Annotated in this window: 17 protein-coding genes; 2 read left to right on the top strand and 15 right to left on the bottom strand. The window is 72.4% G+C overall.

Annotated elements, in window-relative coordinates; genetic code table 11:
• Positions 1–81 precede the first annotated feature (81 nt).
• From Q1B24_RS11475 to Q1B24_RS11450, 6 genes are all read right to left on the bottom strand, one after another.
• Positions 82–453: a hypothetical protein gene (locus Q1B24_RS11475; protein ID WP_299928148.1), complete on the bottom strand. Its 372-nt coding sequence runs from the start codon at positions 451–453 to the stop codon at positions 82–84.
• Positions 438–1,466, bottom strand: a complete 1,029-nt coding sequence (locus Q1B24_RS11470) for a ParA family protein (RefSeq protein WP_299928145.1) — start codon at positions 1,464–1,466, stop codon at positions 438–440. The genes Q1B24_RS11475 and Q1B24_RS11470 overlap by 16 nt, the downstream gene beginning before the upstream one ends.
• 170 nt (positions 1,467–1,636) lie before the next feature.
• Entirely contained in the window at positions 1,637–4,234 is a 2,598-nt protein-coding gene (locus Q1B24_RS11465; protein WP_299928142.1) for an RNA helicase, read from the bottom strand.
• Positions 4,235–4,297: 63 nt separating this feature from the next.
• Positions 4,298–5,230: a site-specific tyrosine recombinase XerD gene (xerD, locus tag Q1B24_RS11460; protein ID WP_299928139.1), complete on the bottom strand. Its 933-nt coding sequence runs from the start codon at positions 5,228–5,230 to the stop codon at positions 4,298–4,300.
• Positions 5,227–6,342 (bottom strand): alanine dehydrogenase, encoded by a 1,116-nt coding sequence (gene ald, locus Q1B24_RS11455; RefSeq protein WP_299928136.1) that lies wholly within the window; start codon positions 6,340–6,342, stop codon positions 5,227–5,229. The genes xerD and ald overlap by 4 nt, the downstream gene beginning before the upstream one ends.
• Before the next feature lie 62 nt (positions 6,343–6,404).
• Positions 6,405–7,049, bottom strand: coding sequence for an NUDIX hydrolase (locus Q1B24_RS11450; protein ID WP_299928127.1), 645 nt, complete (start codon positions 7,047–7,049; stop codon positions 6,405–6,407).
• Positions 7,050–7,090: 41 nt separating this feature from the next.
• Between Q1B24_RS11450 and pepN the strand changes: the two genes are divergently transcribed.
• Positions 7,091–9,538: an aminopeptidase N gene (pepN, locus tag Q1B24_RS11445; RefSeq protein ID WP_299928124.1), complete on the top strand. Its 2,448-nt coding sequence runs from the start codon at positions 7,091–7,093 to the stop codon at positions 9,536–9,538.
• Between the two features lie 62 nt (positions 9,539–9,600).
• Here pepN and Q1B24_RS11440 read toward each other — a convergent pair whose 3' ends face one another.
• The 8 genes from Q1B24_RS11440 to Q1B24_RS11405 are packed head-to-tail and all read right to left on the bottom strand — an operon-like array spanning position 9,601 to position 18,190.
• On the bottom strand, positions 9,601–11,295 hold the full coding sequence (locus Q1B24_RS11440) for a CTP synthase (RefSeq protein WP_299928121.1): 1,695 nt from the start codon (positions 11,293–11,295) through the stop codon (positions 9,601–9,603).
• Positions 11,296–11,306: 11 nt separating this feature from the next.
• Positions 11,307–12,203 (bottom strand): copper transporter, encoded by an 897-nt coding sequence (locus Q1B24_RS11435; protein WP_299928118.1) that lies wholly within the window; start codon positions 12,201–12,203, stop codon positions 11,307–11,309.
• Positions 12,200–13,399 carry a putative cytokinetic ring protein SteA gene (gene steA / locus Q1B24_RS11430; RefSeq protein ID WP_299928112.1) on the bottom strand — a complete coding sequence of 400 codons (1,200 nt, stop codon included), beginning with the start codon at positions 13,397–13,399 and terminating at the stop codon, positions 12,200–12,202. Before steA ends, Q1B24_RS11435 begins: the two co-directional genes overlap by 4 nt.
• 15 nt (positions 13,400–13,414) lie before the next feature.
• Complete coding sequence (gene recN, locus Q1B24_RS11425; RefSeq protein WP_299928109.1) at positions 13,415–15,187, bottom strand: DNA repair protein RecN; 1,773 nt, start codon at positions 15,185–15,187, stop codon at positions 13,415–13,417.
• Positions 15,180–16,130, bottom strand: a complete 951-nt coding sequence (locus tag Q1B24_RS11420) for an NAD kinase (protein WP_299928105.1) — start codon at positions 16,128–16,130, stop codon at positions 15,180–15,182. The genes recN and Q1B24_RS11420 overlap by 8 nt, the downstream gene beginning before the upstream one ends.
• Positions 16,127–16,966, bottom strand: coding sequence for a TlyA family RNA methyltransferase (locus tag Q1B24_RS11415; protein ID WP_299928102.1), 840 nt, complete (start codon positions 16,964–16,966; stop codon positions 16,127–16,129). Before Q1B24_RS11415 ends, Q1B24_RS11420 begins: the two co-directional genes overlap by 4 nt.
• A gap of 8 nt (positions 16,967–16,974) precedes the next feature.
• Entirely contained in the window at positions 16,975–17,160 is a 186-nt protein-coding gene (locus Q1B24_RS11410) for a hypothetical protein (protein ID WP_299928099.1), read from the bottom strand.
• 10 nt (positions 17,161–17,170) lie between these two features.
• A complete protein-coding gene (locus Q1B24_RS11405) occupies positions 17,171–18,190 on the bottom strand; it encodes an HAD-IIA family hydrolase (protein WP_299928096.1) in 1,020 nt (339 codons plus the stop codon).
• Between the two features lie 48 nt (positions 18,191–18,238).
• Between Q1B24_RS11405 and Q1B24_RS11400 the strand changes: the two genes are divergently transcribed.
• Positions 18,239–19,357, top strand: coding sequence for a DUF1015 family protein (locus Q1B24_RS11400; RefSeq protein WP_299928093.1), 1,119 nt, complete (start codon positions 18,239–18,241; stop codon positions 19,355–19,357).
• On the opposite strand, the gene Q1B24_RS11395 is transcribed toward Q1B24_RS11400, so the two are convergent.
• A complete protein-coding gene (locus Q1B24_RS11395; RefSeq protein ID WP_299928849.1) occupies positions 19,332–19,787 on the bottom strand; it encodes a single-stranded DNA-binding protein in 456 nt (151 codons plus the stop codon). The genes Q1B24_RS11400 and Q1B24_RS11395 overlap by 26 nt on opposite strands.
• Between the last annotated feature and the right edge of the window lie 270 nt (positions 19,788–20,057).

Here is a 20,057-nt window from a genome sequence, read left to right as displayed (position 1 = left end):
GTACGGCGAACGCCGGGGCCTCGCTGCCCGGCTCGAGCGTGCCGCCGAGCGAGGGGTCCGGGGCAGCGGGGCGGCCGGTGCTCACTCGTCGAGCAGCCGCTGCACCAGCGCGCTGTCGGCGCCCCGGGCCTCGAGGTCGGCGAGCACGAGCGCCAGCGCCTCCCGGACCAGGCGACCCCGGTCCACGGCGAGACCGTGCTCGCGCCGCATCGTCAGGCGGGCGTGCTCGATGTCGAGCAGCTCGTCGGAGGTGACGTAGACGGTCATCTTCTCGTCGTGCCGCACGCGGCCGCTGGGCTTGCGCGGGCCAGCCGGCTCGCCCTGGTCCTGGTTGGTGTCGGCCACGGCTCGGACCCGTCGCGGGCGCTGCTCCGGTGCAGGCTCCGCGGCGGCGGTGTCGGAGGTGGGTCGGAACAGGTCGTCCGCCGCCGGCATGCTCACTCGGCGGGCCACCGGGTCACCACCTCCTTGGCGAGCTGGCGGTAGGCGTCGGCGCCGGTCGAGGAGGAGGCGTACGACGTGATCGGCTCTCCCGCGACGGTGGCGTCGGAGAACTTCACGGTGCGGCGGATGACCGTGTGGAAGACCTTGTCGCCCCACGCCGAGACCAGGCGCTCCATCACCTCGCGGCTGTGCAGCGTGCGGCCGTCGAACATGGTGCCCAGGACGCCGTCGATCTCGAGCTTGGGGTTGAGCCGCTCGCGGACCTTGTCGATCGTCGTCTTGAGCAGGGCCACGCCCCGCAGCGCGAAGTACTCGCACTCCAGCGGCACGATGACGCCGTCGGAGGCGGTGAGGGCGTTCACGGTCAGCAGGCCCAGCGAGGGCTGGCAGTCGATGAGAATGATGTCGTAGTGCTCGAGGGCCGGGGCGAGCACGCGCTGGAGCGTCTGCTCGCGGGCCACCTCGTGCACGAGCTGCACCTCGGCTGCGGAGAGGTCGATGTTGGAGGGCAGCAGGTCCATGCCCTCGATGCCGGAGGGGACCACGACCTCGTCGAGGGTGGTCTCGCGGTCCATCAGCAGGTTGTAGATGGTGAGGTCCATCTCGTGCGGGTTGAGACCGAGGCCCACCGACAGCGAGCCCTGCGGGTCGAAGTCGACCAGCAGCACCTTGCGCCCGAACTCGGCGAGCGAGGCGCCGAGGTTGATGGTCGTGGTGGTCTTGCCGACCCCGCCCTTCTGGTTGCACATCGAGATCACACGAGCGCCGCCGTGCTCGGTGAGCGGCCGCGGGTCGGGGAACACGGGCATCGGGCGACCCGTCGGACCCAGGGGCCGCTCCTCCTCCAGGGTCGTCGTGGCACGCGTCTCGATCGGGCGCTCGAAGGGGATGGGCTGGGTCACGGTCTGCTCGTCTCGCGGGGTCGGGCCGGGCTGGGAGGTCTGCTGCGGGTGCGGTGGTCGCACGAGGGGCGGCATCTGCGGGGCGCTGCTGCCCGTGTCGTGACCGGGGAAACCGCTCATGTCTTGCTCCTCGTCGCATCTGACGTGCATCGGCCTGGACCCCGATTGGACCATGCCGAGCGCCGCCAACTTTGTCGACACGTCGACAGTCTGCGCACCAGTTGCGGAAGCCGCGCGCGGACTCTACGTGCCCGCTTGCCGGTCCTCGCAGCCGGTCCTCGCAGCCGGTCTCACAGCCGCCGCATCGCCACCGTCGCCAGCACCAGCTCGCCGGCGGAGTCGGTGGCGTCGCAGTCCACCACCGCCTCGATGACCCAGTCGTGGTGGTCCTCGGGGTCGTGGATCGTCTGGCGTACGTCGCGCAGACGGGCTGTGGTGCCCTCCTCGGCGCCGACCGGCTCGCCGGTGCGCTCCTCCCCCACGACGAGCAGGTCGGGTCCGCGGGCGTCGCCGTCGGTCAGGACCCGGTCGTGCTCGGCGTAGTAGTCCTCGATCGCCGCGTCCCACACCGACCGGCCGACGACGACCTGTCGGGGTGGGTCGGTCCGGTCCGCTGCCGCCCGCTCGAGGCGGACCAGCCCGTCGAGGTCGTCGCGCGAGACGGCGTCGACGCGGGCCCACATCGCGTTGCGCAGCATCACCCCGAACGGACGCTCCTGCTTCGAGAGCGGACGCGGCGGGGGCGGCGGCTCGTGGTGCGCCACGGCGGACGACGCGTGGTCGGGGTCCGACAGCGCCTCCCACTCGTCGAGGAGCGAGGAGTCGGTCTGCCGCACGGTCTCCCCCAGCCACTCGATGACGTCCTCGACCTCGGGGGCGCGGTGCGCCTCCGGCACGGTCTGGCGCAGCGTGCGGTAGGCGTCGGTGAGGTAGCGCAGCACCAGCCCCTCGGACCGGGCGAGCTGGTAGCGGCCGACGAAGTCGGTGAACCCCATCCCCTGCTCCCACATCTCGCGCACCACCGACTTGGGGCCGAGCGCGTCGTCGGGGAGCCAGGGGTGCGTCTGCCGGTAGGTCTCGTAGAGGGCCTCCAGGAGCTCGCGCAGCGGCTGCGGCCAGGTGATCTCCTCCAGCAGCGCCATCCGCTCGTCGTACTCGAGGCCGTCGGCCTTCATCTCGCCGATGGCCTCGCCCCGCGCGGCGTGCTGCTGGGCCATGAGGATCTGTCGCGGTGCCTCGAGGACGGCCTCGACGACGGAGATCACGTCCAGCCCGTAGGTCTCGGACTCGGGGTCGAGCACGTCGAACGCGGCGAGCGCGAAGTGGGCGAGCGGCTGGTTGAGGGCGAAGTCGTCGGGCACGTCCACGCTGAGCACGTAGCGCCGCCCGAAGTCGTCGAGCTCCGGCAGGCGGGTCACGATCCCGGTGCGCACCAGCGAGCGCGACAGCCGCAGGGCACGCCGCGCGAGGCGGAGCTGCGCGCGACGCTCCTCGTGGTTGTCGGTGAGGAGGCGACGCATGACCGCGAAGGCGTCCTCCTCCCGGGACACCACGTTGATCAGCATCGCGTTGTCGACCTTCATCCGGCTCGTCAGCCGCTCCGGCACGCCGGCCACCAGCTTGTCGAAGGTCTGCTCGGTCCACACGACCGTGCCCTCCGGGGCCTTCTTGAGCTGTGCCTTCGACTTCTTCTTGCCGGCCGCCACCCGGGCAGCGGACTTGGCCTTCGCCTGCTCGTTCTCGATCACGTGCTCCGGGGCCTGTACGACGACGTAGCCGGCCGTGTCGTAGCCCGCGCGGCCGGCCCGGCCGGCGATCTGCTGGAACTCCCGGGTCCGGAGCACCCGCTGCCGGGTGCCGTCGAACTTGGCCAGGCCGGTGAACAGCACGGTCCGGATCGGCACGTTGATGCCGACCCCCAGGGTGTCGGTGCCGCAGATGACGCGCAGCAGCCCGGCCTGGGCGAGCGTCTCGACGAGCCGGCGGTACTTCGGCAGCATGCCGGCGTGGTGGACGCCGATGCCGTTGCGCACCAGGCGCGACAGCGTCTTGCCGAAGCCCGCACCGAAGCGGAAGGCGCCGATCCTGTCGGCGATCGCGTCCTTGTCGACCTTGGCGGGTGGGCGGCGCAGCAGGTTGGTGGCGTGCTCGACCGCGGCGGCCTGGGTGAAGTGGACGACGTACACCGGGTCCTGGCCGGTGGTGACGAGCTCCTCGAGGGTGTCGTCGAGCGGCTCCATCGACCAGCGGAAGCTCAGCGGCACCGGGCGCTCGGCGTCGTCGACGACGGCGGTGTCGCGGCTGGTGCGTCGCTTCAGGTCCTCCACGAAGAACGACACGTCGCCCAGCGTCGCCGACATCAGCAGGAACTGGGCGTCGACCAGCTCGAGCAGCGGCACCTGCCAGGCCCACCCGCGGTCGTGCTCGGAGTAGAAGTGGAACTCGTCCATCACGACCAGCCCGACGTCGGCCGAGCGCCCCTCGCGGAGCGCGATGTTGGCCAGCACCTCGGCCGTGCAGCAGATGATCGGGGCGTCCGGGTTGACCGCGGCGTCGCCGGTCAGCATCCCGACGTTGTCGGCGCCGAAGACCTCGATGAGCGCGAAGAACTTCTCGCTGACGAGCGCCTTGATCGGCGCAGTGTAGAAGCTGACCTGGTCGCGGGCGAGGGCCGCGACGTGGGCGCCGATCGCGACCAGAGACTTGCCTGACCCGGTCGGCGTCGCCAGGACGACGTGGTTGCCGCCGAGCAGCTCGATGACGGCCTCGTCCTGGTGCGGGTAGAGGTCCAGGCCCTGGTCGGCCACCCAGCCGGTGAAGGCGTCGTAGACCGCGTCCGGGTCGGCGCCCGTCGGGACCCGGGTGTCGAGGCGCACTGGATCCGGCATGGGTCGATCCAACCATCAGGCGGCTGCGCACCGGCAGGCGGCGCGCACCCGGCTCACTCCGGGCTACTCCCGGGCCCGCGGGTGGGCGGTGGCGAAGACCTCGCGCAGGTTGTCGACCGTGACGAGCGTGTAGACCTGCGTGGTGGTGACGGAGGCATGGCCGAGCAGCTCCTGGACGACGCGCACGTCGGCGCCCCCGTCGAGCAGGTGGGTGGCGAACGAGTGCCGCAGCGTGTGCGGCGACACCGACGCCGTGACGCCGGCCCGCTCGGCGGCCTTCACCAGCACCGCCCACGCGCTCTGCCGCGACAGCCGGCCGCCACGGGAGTTGAGGAACATCGCCGGACCACCCGTGCCGGCCCCGACGAGCTCGGGCCGCGCGCGGGTGAGGTAGGCCGCCACAGCGTCGCGGGCGTAGCCGCCGACCGGGACCAGCCGCTCCTTGCCACCCTTGCCGCGCAGCAGCACCGTGCCGTCGACCTGGTCGAGGTCGTCGACGTCGAGCCCGACGGCCTCGGAGATGCGCGCGCCGGTGCCGTAGAGCAGCTCGAGCAGGGCCCGGTCGCGCAGGGCGAGGACGGTGTCGGGAGCGCCCGCAGCCTCGAGGATCGCCTCGACGTCGGACAGCGGCAACGCCTTGGGCAGCCGCTTCGCGGGGGTCGGCGGCTTGACGGCCGCCGCCGGGTCCGCCGCCGCCAGCCCGTCGGCGACCGCGAACTTGTGGAAGCCGCGCACCGCCACCACGGTCCGCGCCGCCGACGTCGCGCTCAACGGCGGGTGGGCCTCGCTCCCCTCACGCAGGCTGACCAGGAACGCAGCCACCGTCGCCTCGGTGACCGCGTCCAGCTCGTCGATGCCCTGCCCGGTCAGGAACTCGTCGTAGCGGGCCAGGTCACGCCGGTAGGAGCTGAGCGTGTTGGTCGCCAGTCCACGCTCGACCGCCAGGTGGTCGAGATAGGTGCGGACCGCGCGGTCCAGCCTCGCCCCGGAGCTCACCCGAGGACGGTGTCGAGGTCCACCGACTCGATGCCGACGGCCTCGCCGACGGGCGCGTTGGTGAGCTGCCCTGCGTGGGTGTTGAGGCCGAGGGCCAGGCTCCGGTCGTCGCGCAGTGCCTGCTGCCAGCCCTTGTCGGCGAGCGCCACGACATAGGGCAGCGTCGCGTTGGTGAGGGCGTACGTCGAGGTGTTGGGCACCGCGCCGGGCATGTTGGCCACGCAGTAGAAGACCGAGTCGTGCACCGCGTAGGTCGGGTCGTCGTGGGTCGTGGCGTGCGAGTCCTCGAAGCAGCCGCCCTGGTCGATCGCGATGTCGACGAGCACCGAGCCCGGCTTCATCCCCGAGACGAGGTCGTTGCTCACCAGCTTGGGCGCCGCGGCACCGGGGATCAGCACGGCGCCGATCACCATGTCGGCCTCCATCACCTGCTGCTCGATGGCGAGCTTGGACGACGCCAGGCCGTGGACGCGGTTGTTGTAGCGCCAGAACGACATCCGCAGCTTGTCGAGGTCGGTGTCGAGCAGCGTCACGTCGGCGCCCATGCCGAGCGCGATGTTGGCGGCGTTCTGGCCCGAGACGCCGGCGCCGATGATGACGACCTTGGCGTTGGCCACCCCACCGACACCACCCATGAGGACACCGCGTCCGCCGTTGGCCTTGAGCAGCGCGTGGGCGCCGACCTGCGGCGCCAGGCAGCCCGCGACCTCCGACATCGGGTAGAGCAGCGGCAGGCCGCCCGAGGGCAGCTGGACCGTCTCGTAGGCGATCGCGGTCACCTGGCGCTGCATCAGCTCCTCGGTGAGCGGCTTGTCGGCAGCGAGGTGCAGGTAGGTGAAGAGGGTCTGGCCCTCCCGCATCCGCGCGTACTCCTCGGCGACGGGCTCCTTGACCTTGAGGACCATCTCGGCCTCGCCCCACACGTCGTCGGCCGTGTCGAGCATCGTGGCGCCCGCGGCGACGTACTCCTCGTCGGGGATCTGCGATCCCTCGCCGGCGCTCTTCTGCACCACGACGTCGTGGCCGTGCTGGACGAGCTCGTGCACGCCGATCGGGGTCAGGGCCACCCGGTACTCGCGGTTCTTGACTTCCTTGGGTACGCCGACCTTCATGCCTTGCTCCTCACGGTTCCCGGCAGCCACCACGGTGTGGCCCGCCCCACAGCGAGGGCAGACTACTCCCCGGACCCCTCCGGGACGTCCAGGGTCCCCCGGCGCTTCAGCACGTCGTACGCCAGCACCGCCTGCGCCAGCGGACCCTGCCGCACCCGGCCCTCCAGGACGGCGTCGAGGAGGTCGGCCATCGGCACCCAGAAGCGCTCCATCTCGGCCTCCTCGTGCTCCATCTCGAAGTCCCCCCGCGGTGCATGGGTCAGCCCGCGGGCCAGGAAGATCTCGTGCACCTCGTCGGTGATCCCCGCGCTCGAGTAGGTGCTCAGCAGCAGCCGCCAGCGCTCGGCGTCGAGCTCGACCTCTTCGCGCAGCTCCCGCTTCGCCGTCTCCACCGGCGGCTCGTCGCCCGCGTCGCGCAGGCCGGCAGGCAGCTCGACGAACTCGCGCCCGCTGGTGTGGCGGTACTGCCGCAGGCACATCACGCGCTCGTCGTCGTCCACCGCCAGGACGATCACCGCCCCCGGGTGCTCCAGGCTGAGCCGGCTGAACTCCTCGGGGTGCCCGGGTCGGGTGATCCGGTCCTCGCGCAGCGCCACCACCCAGTCGTCGCGGTGCAGGTCGTGGCTCGACACCACCGGCCACGTCATCGGCCGGTCGGCGAGCTCGCGCGGTCGATCGGTCCCGGTCGCATCGGTCGCATCGCTCATGCCGCCGACGCTAGTGGACGGCGTGAGTTAGGTTCGCCCCCATGACGTTGTCGACCCTCACCACGCACGAAGCGAAGACCAGGTCGGACCTGCTGGAGGTCCGGCGCTACGACATCGACGTGGACATGACCGGCCTGCTCGAGGGCGAGGAGTGGCGCTCCACCAGCACCATCACCTTCACCTGCTCCGAGCCCGGCGCGACCACCTTCGTCGACGTCGCGATGGACGTGACCCGAGCGACCCTCAACGGCGACGACGTCGACGTGGCCGCCGCGGCCGACGGCCGCCTCCCGCTCCCCGCCCTCGCGGCCGACAACGTGCTCGTCGTCGAGGCGAGCACCACCAACACGGCCACGGGCGAGGGCATCCTCCGCACCGTCGACCCGACCGACAAGCTCGTCTACGTCTGGACCAGCCTCGAGCCCGACGAGGCCCGCCGCGTCTGGGCCTGCTTCGACCAGCCCGACCTCAAGGCGCCCCACCGCTTCGTCGTCACCGCGCCGTCCTCGTGGCTCGTCACCTCCAACGGGGCACCGGAGTCGGTCGTGGACGCCGCGACCGACGACGCGCGGGTCTGGACCTTCCCCGACACGCCGCGCCTGTCGACGTACGTCGTCGTGGTCAACGCGGGGCCGTTCCACGAGGTGCGGCAGCAGCACGACGGCCACGACCTCGGGTTCTACTGCCGTCAGTCGCTCGTGCCGATCCTCGAGCGGGACCTCGAGGAGATGGTCACCCTCACCCGGCAGGGCCTCGCCTTCTTCGGCGAGCGGTTCGGCTACCCGTTCCCGCAGGAGCGCTACGACCAGGTCTTCGTGCCCAACCTCGGCGGCGCGATGGAGAACTGGGGCTGCGTCACCTACGGCGACGGCCAGCTCTTCCGCACTCCCCCGACCCACGCTCAGCGCGCCGTCCGGGCGGAGTTCATCTTCCACGAGATGGCGCACATGTGGTTCGGCGACCTCGTGACGATGCAGTGGTGGGACGACCTGTGGCTCAACGAGGCGTTCGCTTCCTGGGCCGCCAACTGGGGCATGGCCGCCGCGACGGAGTTCACCGACCAGTGGGCCACCTTCCTCGCCGCCTTCAAGCGCACCGCCTACGAGATGGACATGAGCCCGGCGCGCCACCCCATCCGCAGCGAGGTGCCCGACGTCTCGTCGGCGATGTCCAACTTCGACGCGATCACCTACGTCAAGGGCCAGAGCGTCCTGCACCAGCTCGTGGCCTACATCGGCGAGGACGCGTTCGTCGAGGGACTGCGTGACTACTTCAGCCGCTACGCCTTCTCCAACACCCGGCTCGACGACCTGATGGACTGCTACGGGCGGGCCTCCGGACGCGACCTGTCGGCGTGGACCAAGGCCTGGCTCGACGAGGCCGGCACCGACGTCGTCCAGCTCGTCGACGACGAGCTGGTCGTGGAGACGACCGACGGGCAGGAGCCCCGTCCCCACCGGCTCGACGTCGCCGTCTTCGACGCCTCCGGCGACTCGCTGGTGCCGGTCGGCCGCTCCTCCCACGAGGTCACAGGCCCGCGCACGCCGGTCGACCTGCCCGCCGGTGACCTCCGGCTGCTCAACGCCGGCGACTACACGTTCGCCGCCGTCAAGCCCGACCCGACCTCGCTGCGGCTGATGCTCGAGCGTGTCCACCAGCTCGACGACCCGCTCGACCGGGCGCTCGTCGCGGCGACCGCCGGCCAGCTGCTGCTGCTCGGTGACGTCGCGCCCCGCGACGTGTCGGCCGCGCTGACCCGCGCGCTCGCCTCCGAGACCAGCCCGGCGCTCGTCGAGCCCCTGCTCAGCCAGGCGCTGCTGGTCGCCGACCGGTGGGCGCCCGCGAGCGAGGCCCCGGCGCTCCTGGCCGCCCTGGCCGACGCGGTGGTCGGGCTCGTCGACGTCCCTGACGCCCGCCAGGCGGCCCTGCGCACCCTCGCGTCCGCCGCCTCCACCGACGAGCACTGGTCCGTCCTGCAGACGGCCGCCGACGACGCCACCGACCTCGACCTGGCCTGGCGGATGGCCGTGCGCCGCGCCGAGCTCGGCGACTACGACGAGGACGCCGTACGCCGCCTGCTCGAGTCCGATCCCGACCCGGACGCCGGCATGCGGCGACTTGCGGTGCTCGCCGCGCGACCCGACGTCGAGGCCAAGGAAGAGGTCTGGCGGGCGTTCTTCGTCGACTACGCCGTGCCGGCGAGCCGCGAGACGCTCGTGCTCGGCTCGACGTTCTGGCGCCCCGGACAGGCCGAGCTGCTCGCGCCGTTCGCGCACCGCTACCTCGAGGAGCTGCACACGCTGAAGGGCGGGCTGCTCAACCAGGGCCTCACCATCCGGGCGATGTACCCCCTCGGCGCCGGCGACGAGACGTTCCTCGCCGCCGCCGAGGCAGCCGCCGACGACCCCAGCCTGATGGCCTACGCCCGCAACCAGCTCCGGTCGAACTCGTTCGTCCTCGGCCGGATCCTGCAGGCCCGCCGCCTCTGACCGGGCACTTCCTGCCCGTCCTGGCCCCCGACCTCCCCCCTTCCTGCCCGGTCAGGGGGGTGTCAGGCCTCGGTGACGTCGTCCTTGCGTCGGAGTCCCGACTCGTCGAGCGGGAACCGCTCGGACCGCTGGCGCTCGATGGCCGCACCGACGAGCCCGGCGAACAGCGGGTGTGGCCGCGTGGGCCGCGAGCGCAGCTCGGGGTGCGCCTGGGTGGCGACGTAGTAGGGGTGCACGTCGGCGGGGAGCTCGACGAACTCGACCAGACCCAGCTCGGGGTTCACGCCCGAGAAGACCATGCCCGCCCGGGCGAGGGTGTCGCGGTAGGCGTCGTTGAACTCGTAGCGGTGGCGGTGACGCTCCTCGACCGTCGCCGAGCCGTACGTCGCCCGGACGACGCTGCCCTCGAGGAGGTCGGCCTTCTGCAGGCCGAGCCGCATGGTGCCGCCGAGGTCGCCGGCGCCGTCGACGTACTTCTTCTGCTCCTCGATCGTGGAGATGACCGGCTCGACGGTGTCGGGGTCGAACTCCGTCGACCCCGCCTTGGTCAGGCCGGCCACGTTGCGGGCGTACTCGATCACCATGCACTGCAGGCCCAGGCACAGCCCGAGGGTCGGGATGCCGTGCGTGCGGGTGTAGTGCAGCGCACCCAGCTTGCCCTCGATCCCCCGTACGCCGAAGCCGCCGGGCACGAGCACCGCGTCGACGTCGGAGAGGTGCTTGGCCGCACCGGCCTCGGTCTGGCACTCGTCGGAGGCGACCCAGCGGATGTGGACCTTGGCGTCGTGGGCGAAGCCGCCGGCACGCAGCGCCTCGCTGACGGACAGGTAGGCGTCGGGCAGGTCGATGTACTTGCCGACCAGCGCGATCGTGACCTCTTCCGACGGGTGGTGCACGCGGCGGAGCAGGTCGTCCCAGTCGGTCCAGTCGACGTCGCGGAAGGGCAGGTCGAGACGGCGTACGACGTAGGCGTCGAGGCCCTCGCGGTGCAGCACCTTGGGGATGTCGTAGATGGACGGCGCGTCGGCGGCGGTGACGACGGCCTCGTCGTCGACGTCGCACATGAGGGCGATCTTGCGCTTGATGCCGTCGGGGAGCTCACGGTCGGCCCGGCACACGATGGCGTCGGGCTGGATGCCGATCGAGCGCAGGGCGGCGACCGAGTGCTGGGTGGGCTTGGTCTTCAGCTCGCCCGACGGGCCGATGTAGGGCACCAGCGAGACGTGGATGAAGAAGCAGTTGTCGCGTCCGATCTCGTGCCGCGTCTGCCGAGCGGCCTCGAGGAACGGCAGCGACTCGATGTCGCCGACGGTGCCGCCGACCTCGGTGATGACCACGTCGATGTCGGGGCCGCCCATCGCGAGGATCCGGTCCTTGATCTCGTTGGTGATGTGCGGGATCACCTGCACGGTGTCGCCGAGGTAGTCGCCGCGGCGCTCCTTGGCGATCACGGTCGAGTAGACCTGACCGGTCGTCACGTTGGCGATCTGGTTGAGGTCGGTGTCGAGGAACCGCTCGTAGTGACCGATGTCGAGATCGGTCTCCGCACCGTCGTTGGTCACGAAGACCTCACCGTGCTGGAAGGGGTTCATCGTGCCGGGATCCACGTTGAGGTAGGGATCCAGCTTCTGCATCGTGACGCGCAGTCCGCGCGCCTTCAGCAGGTTGCCCAGGCTGGAGGCGGTGAGCCCCTTGCCGAGGGAGGAGGCGACGCCTCCGGTCACGAATACGTGCTTGGTCGGCGTGCGGCTCTTCACGGGCTTCGATCCTACCCGAGGGGAACGGGTCCGTCGGCACCCGACGCACCGAATGCTCCGCCCGGTGTCGTCAGTGAGCGCTGGAGCGTGAGGATCGTCGCCACCCGGCCGGCGGCCGTGTCCACGCCGTCGAGGGTCGCGACGCCCGCCGCGGCAGGGTCGGCGCGCAGTCGGCCGAGCTGGCCGTCGGCACCGTCGGCGGTGGTGCCCGCCACCACGACACCGGCTGCCTGGACGGCCAGCCCTCGGGCGAGCCCGGCGAGGATGGCGTCGGAGCCCTCGTCGCCGGCGTCGGTGCCGAGCACGACCAGCACCAGCGGCGAGCGCTGGGCAACGTCGCCCGGTGCCGCCATCAGGCCCGCGCCGCTGACGGCGTCGACGATGGCGCGTGCCTTGCCGTTGACGTCCTGCCCCTCGGCCTCCTTGCTGGCGACGGCGATGCCGAGCAGCTGCCCGATCCGGTCGTACGTCGACGCGTCGGCGGCGACGTCGCCCTCGGCCTGCTGGGTGAGCAGCTGGCTGCCGAGCGTGTCGACCAGCGACTTCTGGCTCGGGTCGACCAGGTCCTCGGACAGGTCGTAGCGGGCGCTGACCGTGCCGCCGGCGGCCGACACCTGGTCGGTGAGCGCCGCGACGACCTGCTCGTCGGCGCCCGGCACCGTGACCACCGCGACCGACCGCTCGGCGAGTCGGCCGCCGATCGTCGCCGGGCCCAGCGCGGAGACGAAGCTCTCGGTGTAGTCGGCCTGGGCCCCGCCCTCGACGGGATCGGCTCCCTCGTCCTCCGCAGAGGACGTCGCGACGGTCGGTCCGACGTCGGACAGTGGACCGCCACCGAGGACGATCCCGGCGGCGAGCGCCAGGAAGACGGCGACGATGGTGAGCAGGTGGTGGCGCAGGGTGATCACGGGAGGATTCCTCGGACGTTGTCGATCAGGTCGGACGTGGTGCTGGTGATGCCCGGGGACAGGTCGTCGACCCACTGCTGGCCGACCGGTGTCACGCTCACGGCGGCGGCGAGCGCGAGCACCCCGGCTGCAAGGGCGCCGACCAGGTGGCGCGGCCGGACGGCACCGTCGTAGAGCCGCGGCAGCGCTGCCGCGTCGACCAGGTCGGGACCGAGCTTGAGGCGGGTCAGGAAGGTGCTGGCCAGGCCGCTGCGGCGCCGGTCCAGGAACTCGTCGAGCGTGGCGTGCATGCCGACGCCGACGATCAGCGCCGCCTCGTGGGCCGAGGCGAGCAGCAGGGCTGCGTCCTCGGTCGTGGCGGTGGTCTCGAAGCGCAGCGGCCGGATGCCGAGGCGCTCGAAGGGCTCGGTGGCGCTGCGGGGCGCACCGCGCTCGACGAGGACGACGACGTCGCGCGCGCGGCGCAGCACTGCGGCCGTGGGCAGGTCGTCGGAAGCGCCGGTCACCACGACGACGTCGGGGCGGTGCCCGGCACTCGCCAGCGCATCGGCGCCGCGGTCGACACCGACGAGGACCGGACGCTGCTCCCGCACGAAGGGCTTGATGCCGCGCAGCTCCTCCTCCCACCCGTGGGAGCGCACGGCCACCACGACCGGGCGTCCGGCCATCTCGGTCGCGGTGCGCGGCACGCCGTCCCCGTGCAGCAGCAGGTCCTGCTCGCGGCGGAGGAACTCGGTGCTGTTGTGGGTGAAGCTCTCGAGCTGGGCGGACAGGCCCGAGCGGGCGCGGTCCATCTCCGAAGCCACGAGGTCGGGGGTCAGCTCGCGGCCCTCGGCGACCTGCTCGGCCCCCACGTGCACCGCTCCCCCGTCGACCCGCAGCACGGCGCCGTCGCGGACGCGGTCGAAGACCTCGGCGCCGACGCTGTCGACGACCGCGAGACCCGCCTCGACCAGCAGGTCGGGGCCCATGTTGGGGAAGCGGCCCGAGATCATCGGGCTGGCGTTGACCACGGCCACGACGCCGGCGTCGACCAGCGCCTGGGCGGTCGCGCGGTCCATGTCGAGGTGGTCGAGCACGGCGACGTCACCTGCGTGCAGGCGTCCGAGGACGCTGGCCGTACGACGGTGCACGCGGGCGGGACCGTGCACGCCGGGCAGGGCGGGGGCTTGGCGGGAGCGGACTGCGAACTTCATGACCGCGCCATGGTGTCAGCCGCGGGTGGGCCTCTCGGGGAGGCACGCCCGCTCGGGCGCGGCGGTGTCGAGCAGCTCTCGCGCATGGGCACGGGCGCTGTCGGAGTCCTCCACGCCGGCGAGCATGCGCGACAGCTCGCGCTCCCGGTCGTCGTCGGTGAGCGACACGAGCCCGGAGGTCGTCACGGTGCCGTCGCTCGACTTGTGCACGACCACGTGCCGGTCGGCGTAGGCGGCGACCTGGGGCAGGTGGGTCACGACCAGGACCTGGGAGGTGCGGGCGAGGGCGGCCAGCCTGCGTCCGACCTCGATCGCGGCCTTGCCGCCGACGCCGGCGTCGACCTCGTCGAAGACGAACGTCGGCACGGAACCGGTCTCGGCCAGCGACACCTCGAGCGCCAGCATCACGCGGGACAGCTCGCCACCCGACGCGCCCTTGTGGAGCGGACGGGCGTCGGCGCCGGTGTTGGCGGCGAGCAGGAACTCCACGTCGTCGATGCCGTGCACACCGGCGCGCACCCAGCGGCCGTCCACGAGCAGCTGCGGTCCGGCCGGTGCCTCGGGGGTCGGGGTGTCCTGCTGGCTCACAGCGATGGTGACGGTGGCGTGCGGCATCGCCAGTGACGTGAGCTCGTCGCTGACCGCGACGCCGAGCCGGTGCGCCGCTTCCTGCCGCTGGGCGCTGAGGGTGCCGGCAAGCTCGCCGAGCTCGGCGCGGATGCGGTCACGGCGTGACTCCAGCTCGGCGATCTGGCCGTCGGTGTCCTCGAGGTCGAGCAATCGCTTCGCGCCGTCCTCGGCCCAGGCGAGCACCTCGTCGATCGTCTCGCCGTACTTGCGCGTGAGGGCCGTCAGGGACGCCCGGCGCTCGGACACGGCGGCCAGTCGGGCAGGGTCGGTGTCGAGGGAGGCGGCGTAGGACGCGACGTCGCCGGCGACGTCGACCAGGAGGTGGCCGAGCTCGGTGAGCCGGTCGGCCAGCTCCCCCGCGGCGGGGTCGTGCTCGCGCACGCCGTCGAGCGCCTGCCGCGCCGTGCTCGTCGTGGCCAGGGCGTCGGGTGCGCCCTCCTCGCTCGAGAGCGCCTCGCGCGCCGTCTCCGCGGCCGTGCGCAGCGTGTCGGCGAACCCGAGGCGGGTCTCCTCGGCCGCGAGCTCAGCGTCCTCCCCCGGCTGCGGGTCGACGGACTCGACCTCGCCGAGCCCGAACCTCAGCTGGTCGGCCTCTCGTGCGCGCTCCCGGGCGGAGCCGACGACCTCGGCCAGCGTCCGCTCGGTCACGACCAGCTCGGCCCACAGCGCGGCGTACCACGACGCCGTTGCGGCCAGCGGCTCGCCACCGAACCGGTCCAGCGAGGCACGCTGCGCGCCGGCGCGGAGCAGGCGGTGCTGGTCGGACTGGCCGTGCACGGCCACGAGGGGCTCGGCGACGTCGGCCAGCGTGGTCACCGGCACCGACGCGCCACCGACCCAGGCACGCGAGCGGCCCTGGGCCGCGACGTTGCGCGCGAGGACGACCTGGCCGTCCTCCACCTCGCCGCCGGCGTCCTCGACGGCACCACGGAAGCCGTCGAGGTCACGCGCGGTGACGACGCCCTCGACGCGGGCCTGCTTGGCACCCGAGCGCACCGCGCCCGAGTCGGCGCGGCCGCCGAGCAGCAGCCCCAGCGCGGTCACGACCATGGTCTTGCCCGCGCCCGTCTCACCGGTGATCACGGTCAGGCCCGGCCCGAGCTCCAGCGTCGAGGACTCGATGACGCCGAGCTGGCTGATCCGCAGCTCCTCAAGCATCGGTCTCGCCGTTGTCCCGGCGACGGCGCTCGGCGGCGCCGCGCCAACCCTCGACGGGCAGGTCGAACTTCGCGACCAGCCGGTCGGTGAACGGGGCGTGGTGGAGGCGGACGAGCCGCACCGGCCGGGCGCCGCGGCGCACCTCGATGCGGGCACCCGGCGGCAGGTCCACCGTGCGCCGTCCGTCGCACCACAGCACGCCGGAGCCCTCGGTGTTGGACAGCACCTCGACGGCGAGCACCGACGTGGGCGCCACCACCATCGGGCGCGCGAAGAGCGCGTGCGCGCTCAGCGGGACCATGAGGAGGGCCTCGACCTCGGGCCACACCACGGGTCCGCCGGCGCTGAAGTTGTAGGCGGTCGAGCCCGTCGGCGTGGCGCACACGACCCCGTCGCAGCCCCACCGCGACAGCGGCCGCCCGTCGACCTCTACGACGACCTCGAGCATGCGCTCGCGCGCCGCCTTCTCCACGCTGGCCTCGTTGAGCGCGAAGGTCGAGAACCGCACCTCCTTGCCCACGAGCACGCAGACGTCGAGGGTGAGGCGGTCCTCGGCGGTGTAGTCACGCGCGACGATGGCGGCGATGGTGGACTCGACGTCCTCCTGCTCGGCCTCGGCCAGGAACCCGACGTGCCCGAGGTTGACCCCCAGCAGCGGGGTGCTGGTGGCGTGCGTCAGCTCGGCGGCGCGGAGGATCGAGCCGTCGCCGCCGATGACGAGCACCAGCTCGCACCCCTCCCCGGGCAGGTCGTCGGGGTGGGTGGTCTCGACCAGGCCGTCGATGTCCGCCAGACCCAGGTCGGCGGCCTCGTCAGCCAGCAGTCGTACGGCGATCCCGTGGGCGGTCAGGCTCTGGACGCAGGCCCGGGCCACCTCTCGCACCTCTGCCCGGCCGGTGTGGGCGAGCACCAGGACGCGGCGCTGGGGGCTGGGGGTGCTCACGGGTCCACCCTCTCACCCGCCACCCCCAACGACCCGGCACGCTCGACCTCGGCGCGGATCTCGTCCGCTCCGATCGAGGCCGGGCCGCGGCGCAGCAGCAGGAAGAACTCGACGTTGCCCGACGGTCCGGGGAGCGGGCTCACCGTGACGGCCCTCGCTCCCCAGCCGCGCTCGGCGGCGAGGTCGGCGATGGCGGTGACCGCCTCGGCGCGCAGCGCGAGGTCGCGTACGACGCCGCCCTTGCCGACACGTTCCTTGCCCACCTCGAACTGGGGCTTCACCATGAGTGCCAGCTCGCCGTCCTCACGGGTCACCGACAGCAGCGGGTCGAGGACCAGGGCGAGGGAGATGAAGGAGAGGTCGCCCACGACGAGGTCGACCGGCTCACCGACGACGTCGAGGGTGAGCTCACGGATGTTGGTGCGGTCGTGCACCTGCACCCGCTCGTCGCTCTGCAGCGACCAGGCCAGCTGGCCGTAGCCGACGTCCACGGCCACCACCTCGCGCGCGCCGGCCCGCAGCAGGACGTCGGTGAACCCACCGGTGGAGGCGCCGGCGTCCAGGCACCGCTTCCCGTCGATGCTGAGCCCGTGGTCGGCGAACGCCGCCAGCGCCCCGGCCAGCTTGTGCCCGCCCCGGGAGACGTAGTCCACCGAGGTGGGGTCGTCCTTGACCACGATCGCGACGTCGGTGGTCACACCCGTGGCCGGCTTGGTGGCCGGCGCCCCCGAGACCGTCACCCGGCCGGCGGCCACGAGCTCGCTCGCGTGCTCGCGCGAACGGGCCAGGCCACGCCGCACGAGCTCCTGGTCCAGTCGTAGACGTCTGGGGGGCACCGGTCGCCTCAGTCGCCCCGGAGGTCGCCGGGCGCGTCGGGGCGGGCGTCGAGGGCTCGGCGCAGCTGCTCGTGGGCGCGCTCGAACACCACGACGTGCTCGGCCACCGGGGCGTCGGCCAGGGCCGTCACCTCGGCCAGCACACGGTCGACCGCCTCGACGCCGGTCGGCTCGTGGTCGGGCAGCTCGCTCATGGCCGAGACCCTACTCGGCGCCCAGCTGTCGGACCGGTCCGGGCGGCTTCGTGTCGGAGACGTCTGCCGGGCCGCCCGTGTCGTCCAGGTGGCGCCAGCACGCCGTCGCCGCCACGCGCCACCAGTCGGCGTCGCTGCCGGCCCCGGCCACGTCCAGTCGCCCGTCCTCGACGGTCGCGGTCCAGCCGCCCAGCTCGACGTCGCCGCCCGTGACGCTGGGCACCGGGTGTGGCTCGAACAGGCCCGCCAGCGTCGGGGAGACGTACGTCGGCCGCAACGCCGGCTGCGCCGCAGCCAGCTCTTCCAGCCAGGTCACCCCGGTGAGCACCAGCAGTGACGGTGCGTCGATCGCGTGGGCGCCCTCGATGTCGGTGTCGAGGCGGTCGCCGATCATCAATGGCCGGTCACCGCCCACCCGGAGGACGGTCTCCTCCATGAGCGGTCTCTCCGGCTTGCCGGCAACGATCGCGTCGACGCCGGCGAAGCCGGTGATCGTCCGCACCAGCACGCCGTGCCCGGGTGCGAGACCGTAGGGCGTGGGGATCGTCAGGTCCGTGTTGCTGGCCACGTAGGGCAGCCCGTCGCGCACGAGCGTCGCGGCACGCATGATGTCTCGCCAGCGCACGTCCGGCCCGTAGCCGCTCGCGACCGCCACCGCGCCGTCGGGGTCCTCGACGGGAACGAGGCCCGCCTCGAGGAGGGCGACCCTCAGGCCCTCTCCCCCGAGGAGCAGCACCCGTGCGCCCTCTCCGTGCTCCTCGGCCAGCAGGCGTGCCGCGGCCTGCGCCGACGTGACCACGTCGCCCGGCTCGGCGGCAACACCGACCTTGGTCAGCTTGGCCGCCACCTCGTCGGGGGTGCGCGAGGCGTTGTTGGTGACGAAGGCGACATGGCGGCCGGAACCCCGCACCCGGTCGATCACCTCGGCGACACCCTCGATCGCCTCACCCCCGACGTAGACCACGCCGTCGAGGTCGAACATGACCAGGTCGTGGGCCTCCACGAGGGGAGCCGCAGACTCCTCGAGCATGGTCCACCCCTTTCCGGATTGTGACGAGCGTCCCCCTACGATGCTCCGATGGACTCCGCCACCGTCGTGCCTCCGTACGTGGCGAAACCCCTCGAGCTGCTCCCGTTCCGGGCGGTGATGCTGTCCCCGACGCGCGTGGGTGACCCCGCCTCCGCACGAGCACTGGCGCGACCCTATCGCGACGTCGCAGCGCGGTTGATCCAGTGGATCGAGCGCGGCGACGCGACCGCCGACACCGCACCCGCCCTCTACCTCCACGAGTACACCTCGGGAGGCCTCACCGTGCGCGGCCTCGTCGGAGCCCTGCGGATGTCCGAGCGTGCCGACGCCCTGGCCGACCGCGCCGTGTGGCCGCACGAGGCGATCCACCCCGAGCAGGCCGGCGAGCTGGCCGACCGGATGCTGCAGATGGACCTCAATCCCGCGCCCATCCTGCTGGTCCACCACGGTCGACAGGAGCTCCGCGACCTCGTCGACGAGGTCGCCCGCACCGACCCCGACTGGCGCTACCTCGACCGCACCGGCCAACGGCAGCGACTCTGGGCCGTGCGGGACGAGAAGGCGGTGGCCCGGATCGCCGAGCTCGTCGCGGAGAGCCGGTGCCTCCTGGCCGACGGGCACCACAGGTACGCCGCCTACCTGCGGCTCCAGGAGGAGCACCCGGGCACCGCCTGGGACGCCGGCCTCGCGATGCTGGTCGACCAGGACGACACCCCCCTCTTCCTGGGCGCCATCCACCGGACCCTGCCCGACGTCGGCCTCGACGTGCTCGTGCAGGCGACCAGAGCGGCGGGAGCCCAGGTCACCGCCCAGTCCCGGCAGCACGCTCTCGGGGCACTCGACAGCACGCACCTGGTGCTCACGGACGGCGGCACCTGGTACGCCGTCGCCCCGGACCGGCTCGATCGCGAGGCAGCCGTGTCGTGGCTCCATGACCACGTCCTCCCTCGACTGCCGGAGCGGCCCGGGCGCCTCGAGCACCACCACACGGTGGAGGAGGCACTTGCTGCGACCTCACCCGCGGCACCGGCCGTGCTGCTGCCCAGTCCTGACTTCGACCAGGTGCGGGCCCTGGTCGAGTCGGGGGGACTCCTTCCGGAGAAGGCGACCTCCTTTCAGCCCAAACCCAGCATCGGTGTGATCATGCGGCCGGTGAGCGGCGGATGATCCTCGCCGACGACACGACCACCTCGACCCGCGAGCGCGTCGCGCCGCCAGCCTGGTAGAACCGACAACACACCGCGCCGGACACCTCGACCGTGTCCCCGGGACGCCAGCCGGCGATCCGTCGCCGCAGGGCCGGGCTCCACGCTGAGCAGGGAATCGAGTCGACCCTCTGGCCGGAGGTCGAGCTGGCCCGTGCCGACCCCGGGCTGCGCGGTACGGACACGCGGAAGCTCACCAGCACGTCACCGCTCGGCAGGTCGACGACCACGGGGACGCTGGTCATCCGGCCGAGCAGTCGGACGTCGTTGACGCCCGACTCACCGTCCTCGGCGGGTGGTCCAGACCGGGACGGTCCTGCCGGGTCCGCTGGCGCCGGTTTCGACCGTCGCCCCGTCGTGCCTGCCGCAGGTCGCTTCTTCGTTCGTGTCACGTCCGTCGTGGTCACAGTGCACCTCCTGCGACGACTGTGCCCGTTCGGCAGGACACCACGGGCAGGCCGCGCACGACGCCTGTGGACAACACCCTGGTGCGGCCGCCTGTGGACACGTGGTGGTCAGGAACGCACGCGGGTAGGACCCAGGAAATGCAAAAGTGGGGCCACCCGAAGGTGACCCCACTTCCACAATGTTTGTCCGGCGGCGTCCTACTCTCCCACAACCTCTCGGTTGCAGTACCATCGGCGCTGAAAGGCTTAACTTCC

The sequence above is a fragment of the uncultured Nocardioides sp. genome, from assembly GCF_947488025.1.
In the GTDB taxonomy this organism is placed as follows: domain Bacteria; phylum Actinomycetota; class Actinomycetes; order Propionibacteriales; family Nocardioidaceae; genus Nocardioides.
This window is presented reverse-complemented; position numbering and strand designations above follow the sequence as displayed.

Bases quoted from the DNA above. Each gene is read 5' to 3' on its own strand.
- Q1B24_RS11470 (WP_299928145.1), bottom strand. From the start codon at position 1,466: ATGAGCGGTTTCCCCGGTCACGACACGGGCAGCAGCGCCCCGCAGATG.
- Q1B24_RS11465 (WP_299928142.1), bottom strand. From the start codon at position 4,234: ATGCCGGATCCAGTGCGCCTCGACACCCGGGTCCCGACGGGCGCCGAC.
- ald (WP_299928136.1), bottom strand. From the start codon at position 6,342: ATGAAGGTCGGCGTACCCAAGGAAGTCAAGAACCGCGAGTACCGGGTG.
- Q1B24_RS11450 (WP_299928127.1), bottom strand. From the start codon at position 7,049: ATGAGCGATGCGACCGATGCGACCGGGACCGATCGACCGCGCGAGCTC.
- pepN (WP_299928124.1), top strand. From the start codon at position 7,091: ATGACGTTGTCGACCCTCACCACGCACGAAGCGAAGACCAGGTCGGAC.
- steA (WP_299928112.1), bottom strand. From the start codon at position 13,399: ATGAAGTTCGCAGTCCGCTCCCGCCAAGCCCCCGCCCTGCCCGGCGTG.
- recN (WP_299928109.1), bottom strand. From the start codon at position 15,187: ATGCTTGAGGAGCTGCGGATCAGCCAGCTCGGCGTCATCGAGTCCTCG.
- Q1B24_RS11410 (WP_299928099.1), bottom strand. From the start codon at position 17,160: ATGAGCGAGCTGCCCGACCACGAGCCGACCGGCGTCGAGGCGGTCGAC.
- Q1B24_RS11405 (WP_299928096.1), bottom strand. From the start codon at position 18,190: ATGCTCGAGGAGTCTGCGGCTCCCCTCGTGGAGGCCCACGACCTGGTC.
- Q1B24_RS11400 (WP_299928093.1), top strand. From the start codon at position 18,239: ATGGACTCCGCCACCGTCGTGCCTCCGTACGTGGCGAAACCCCTCGAG.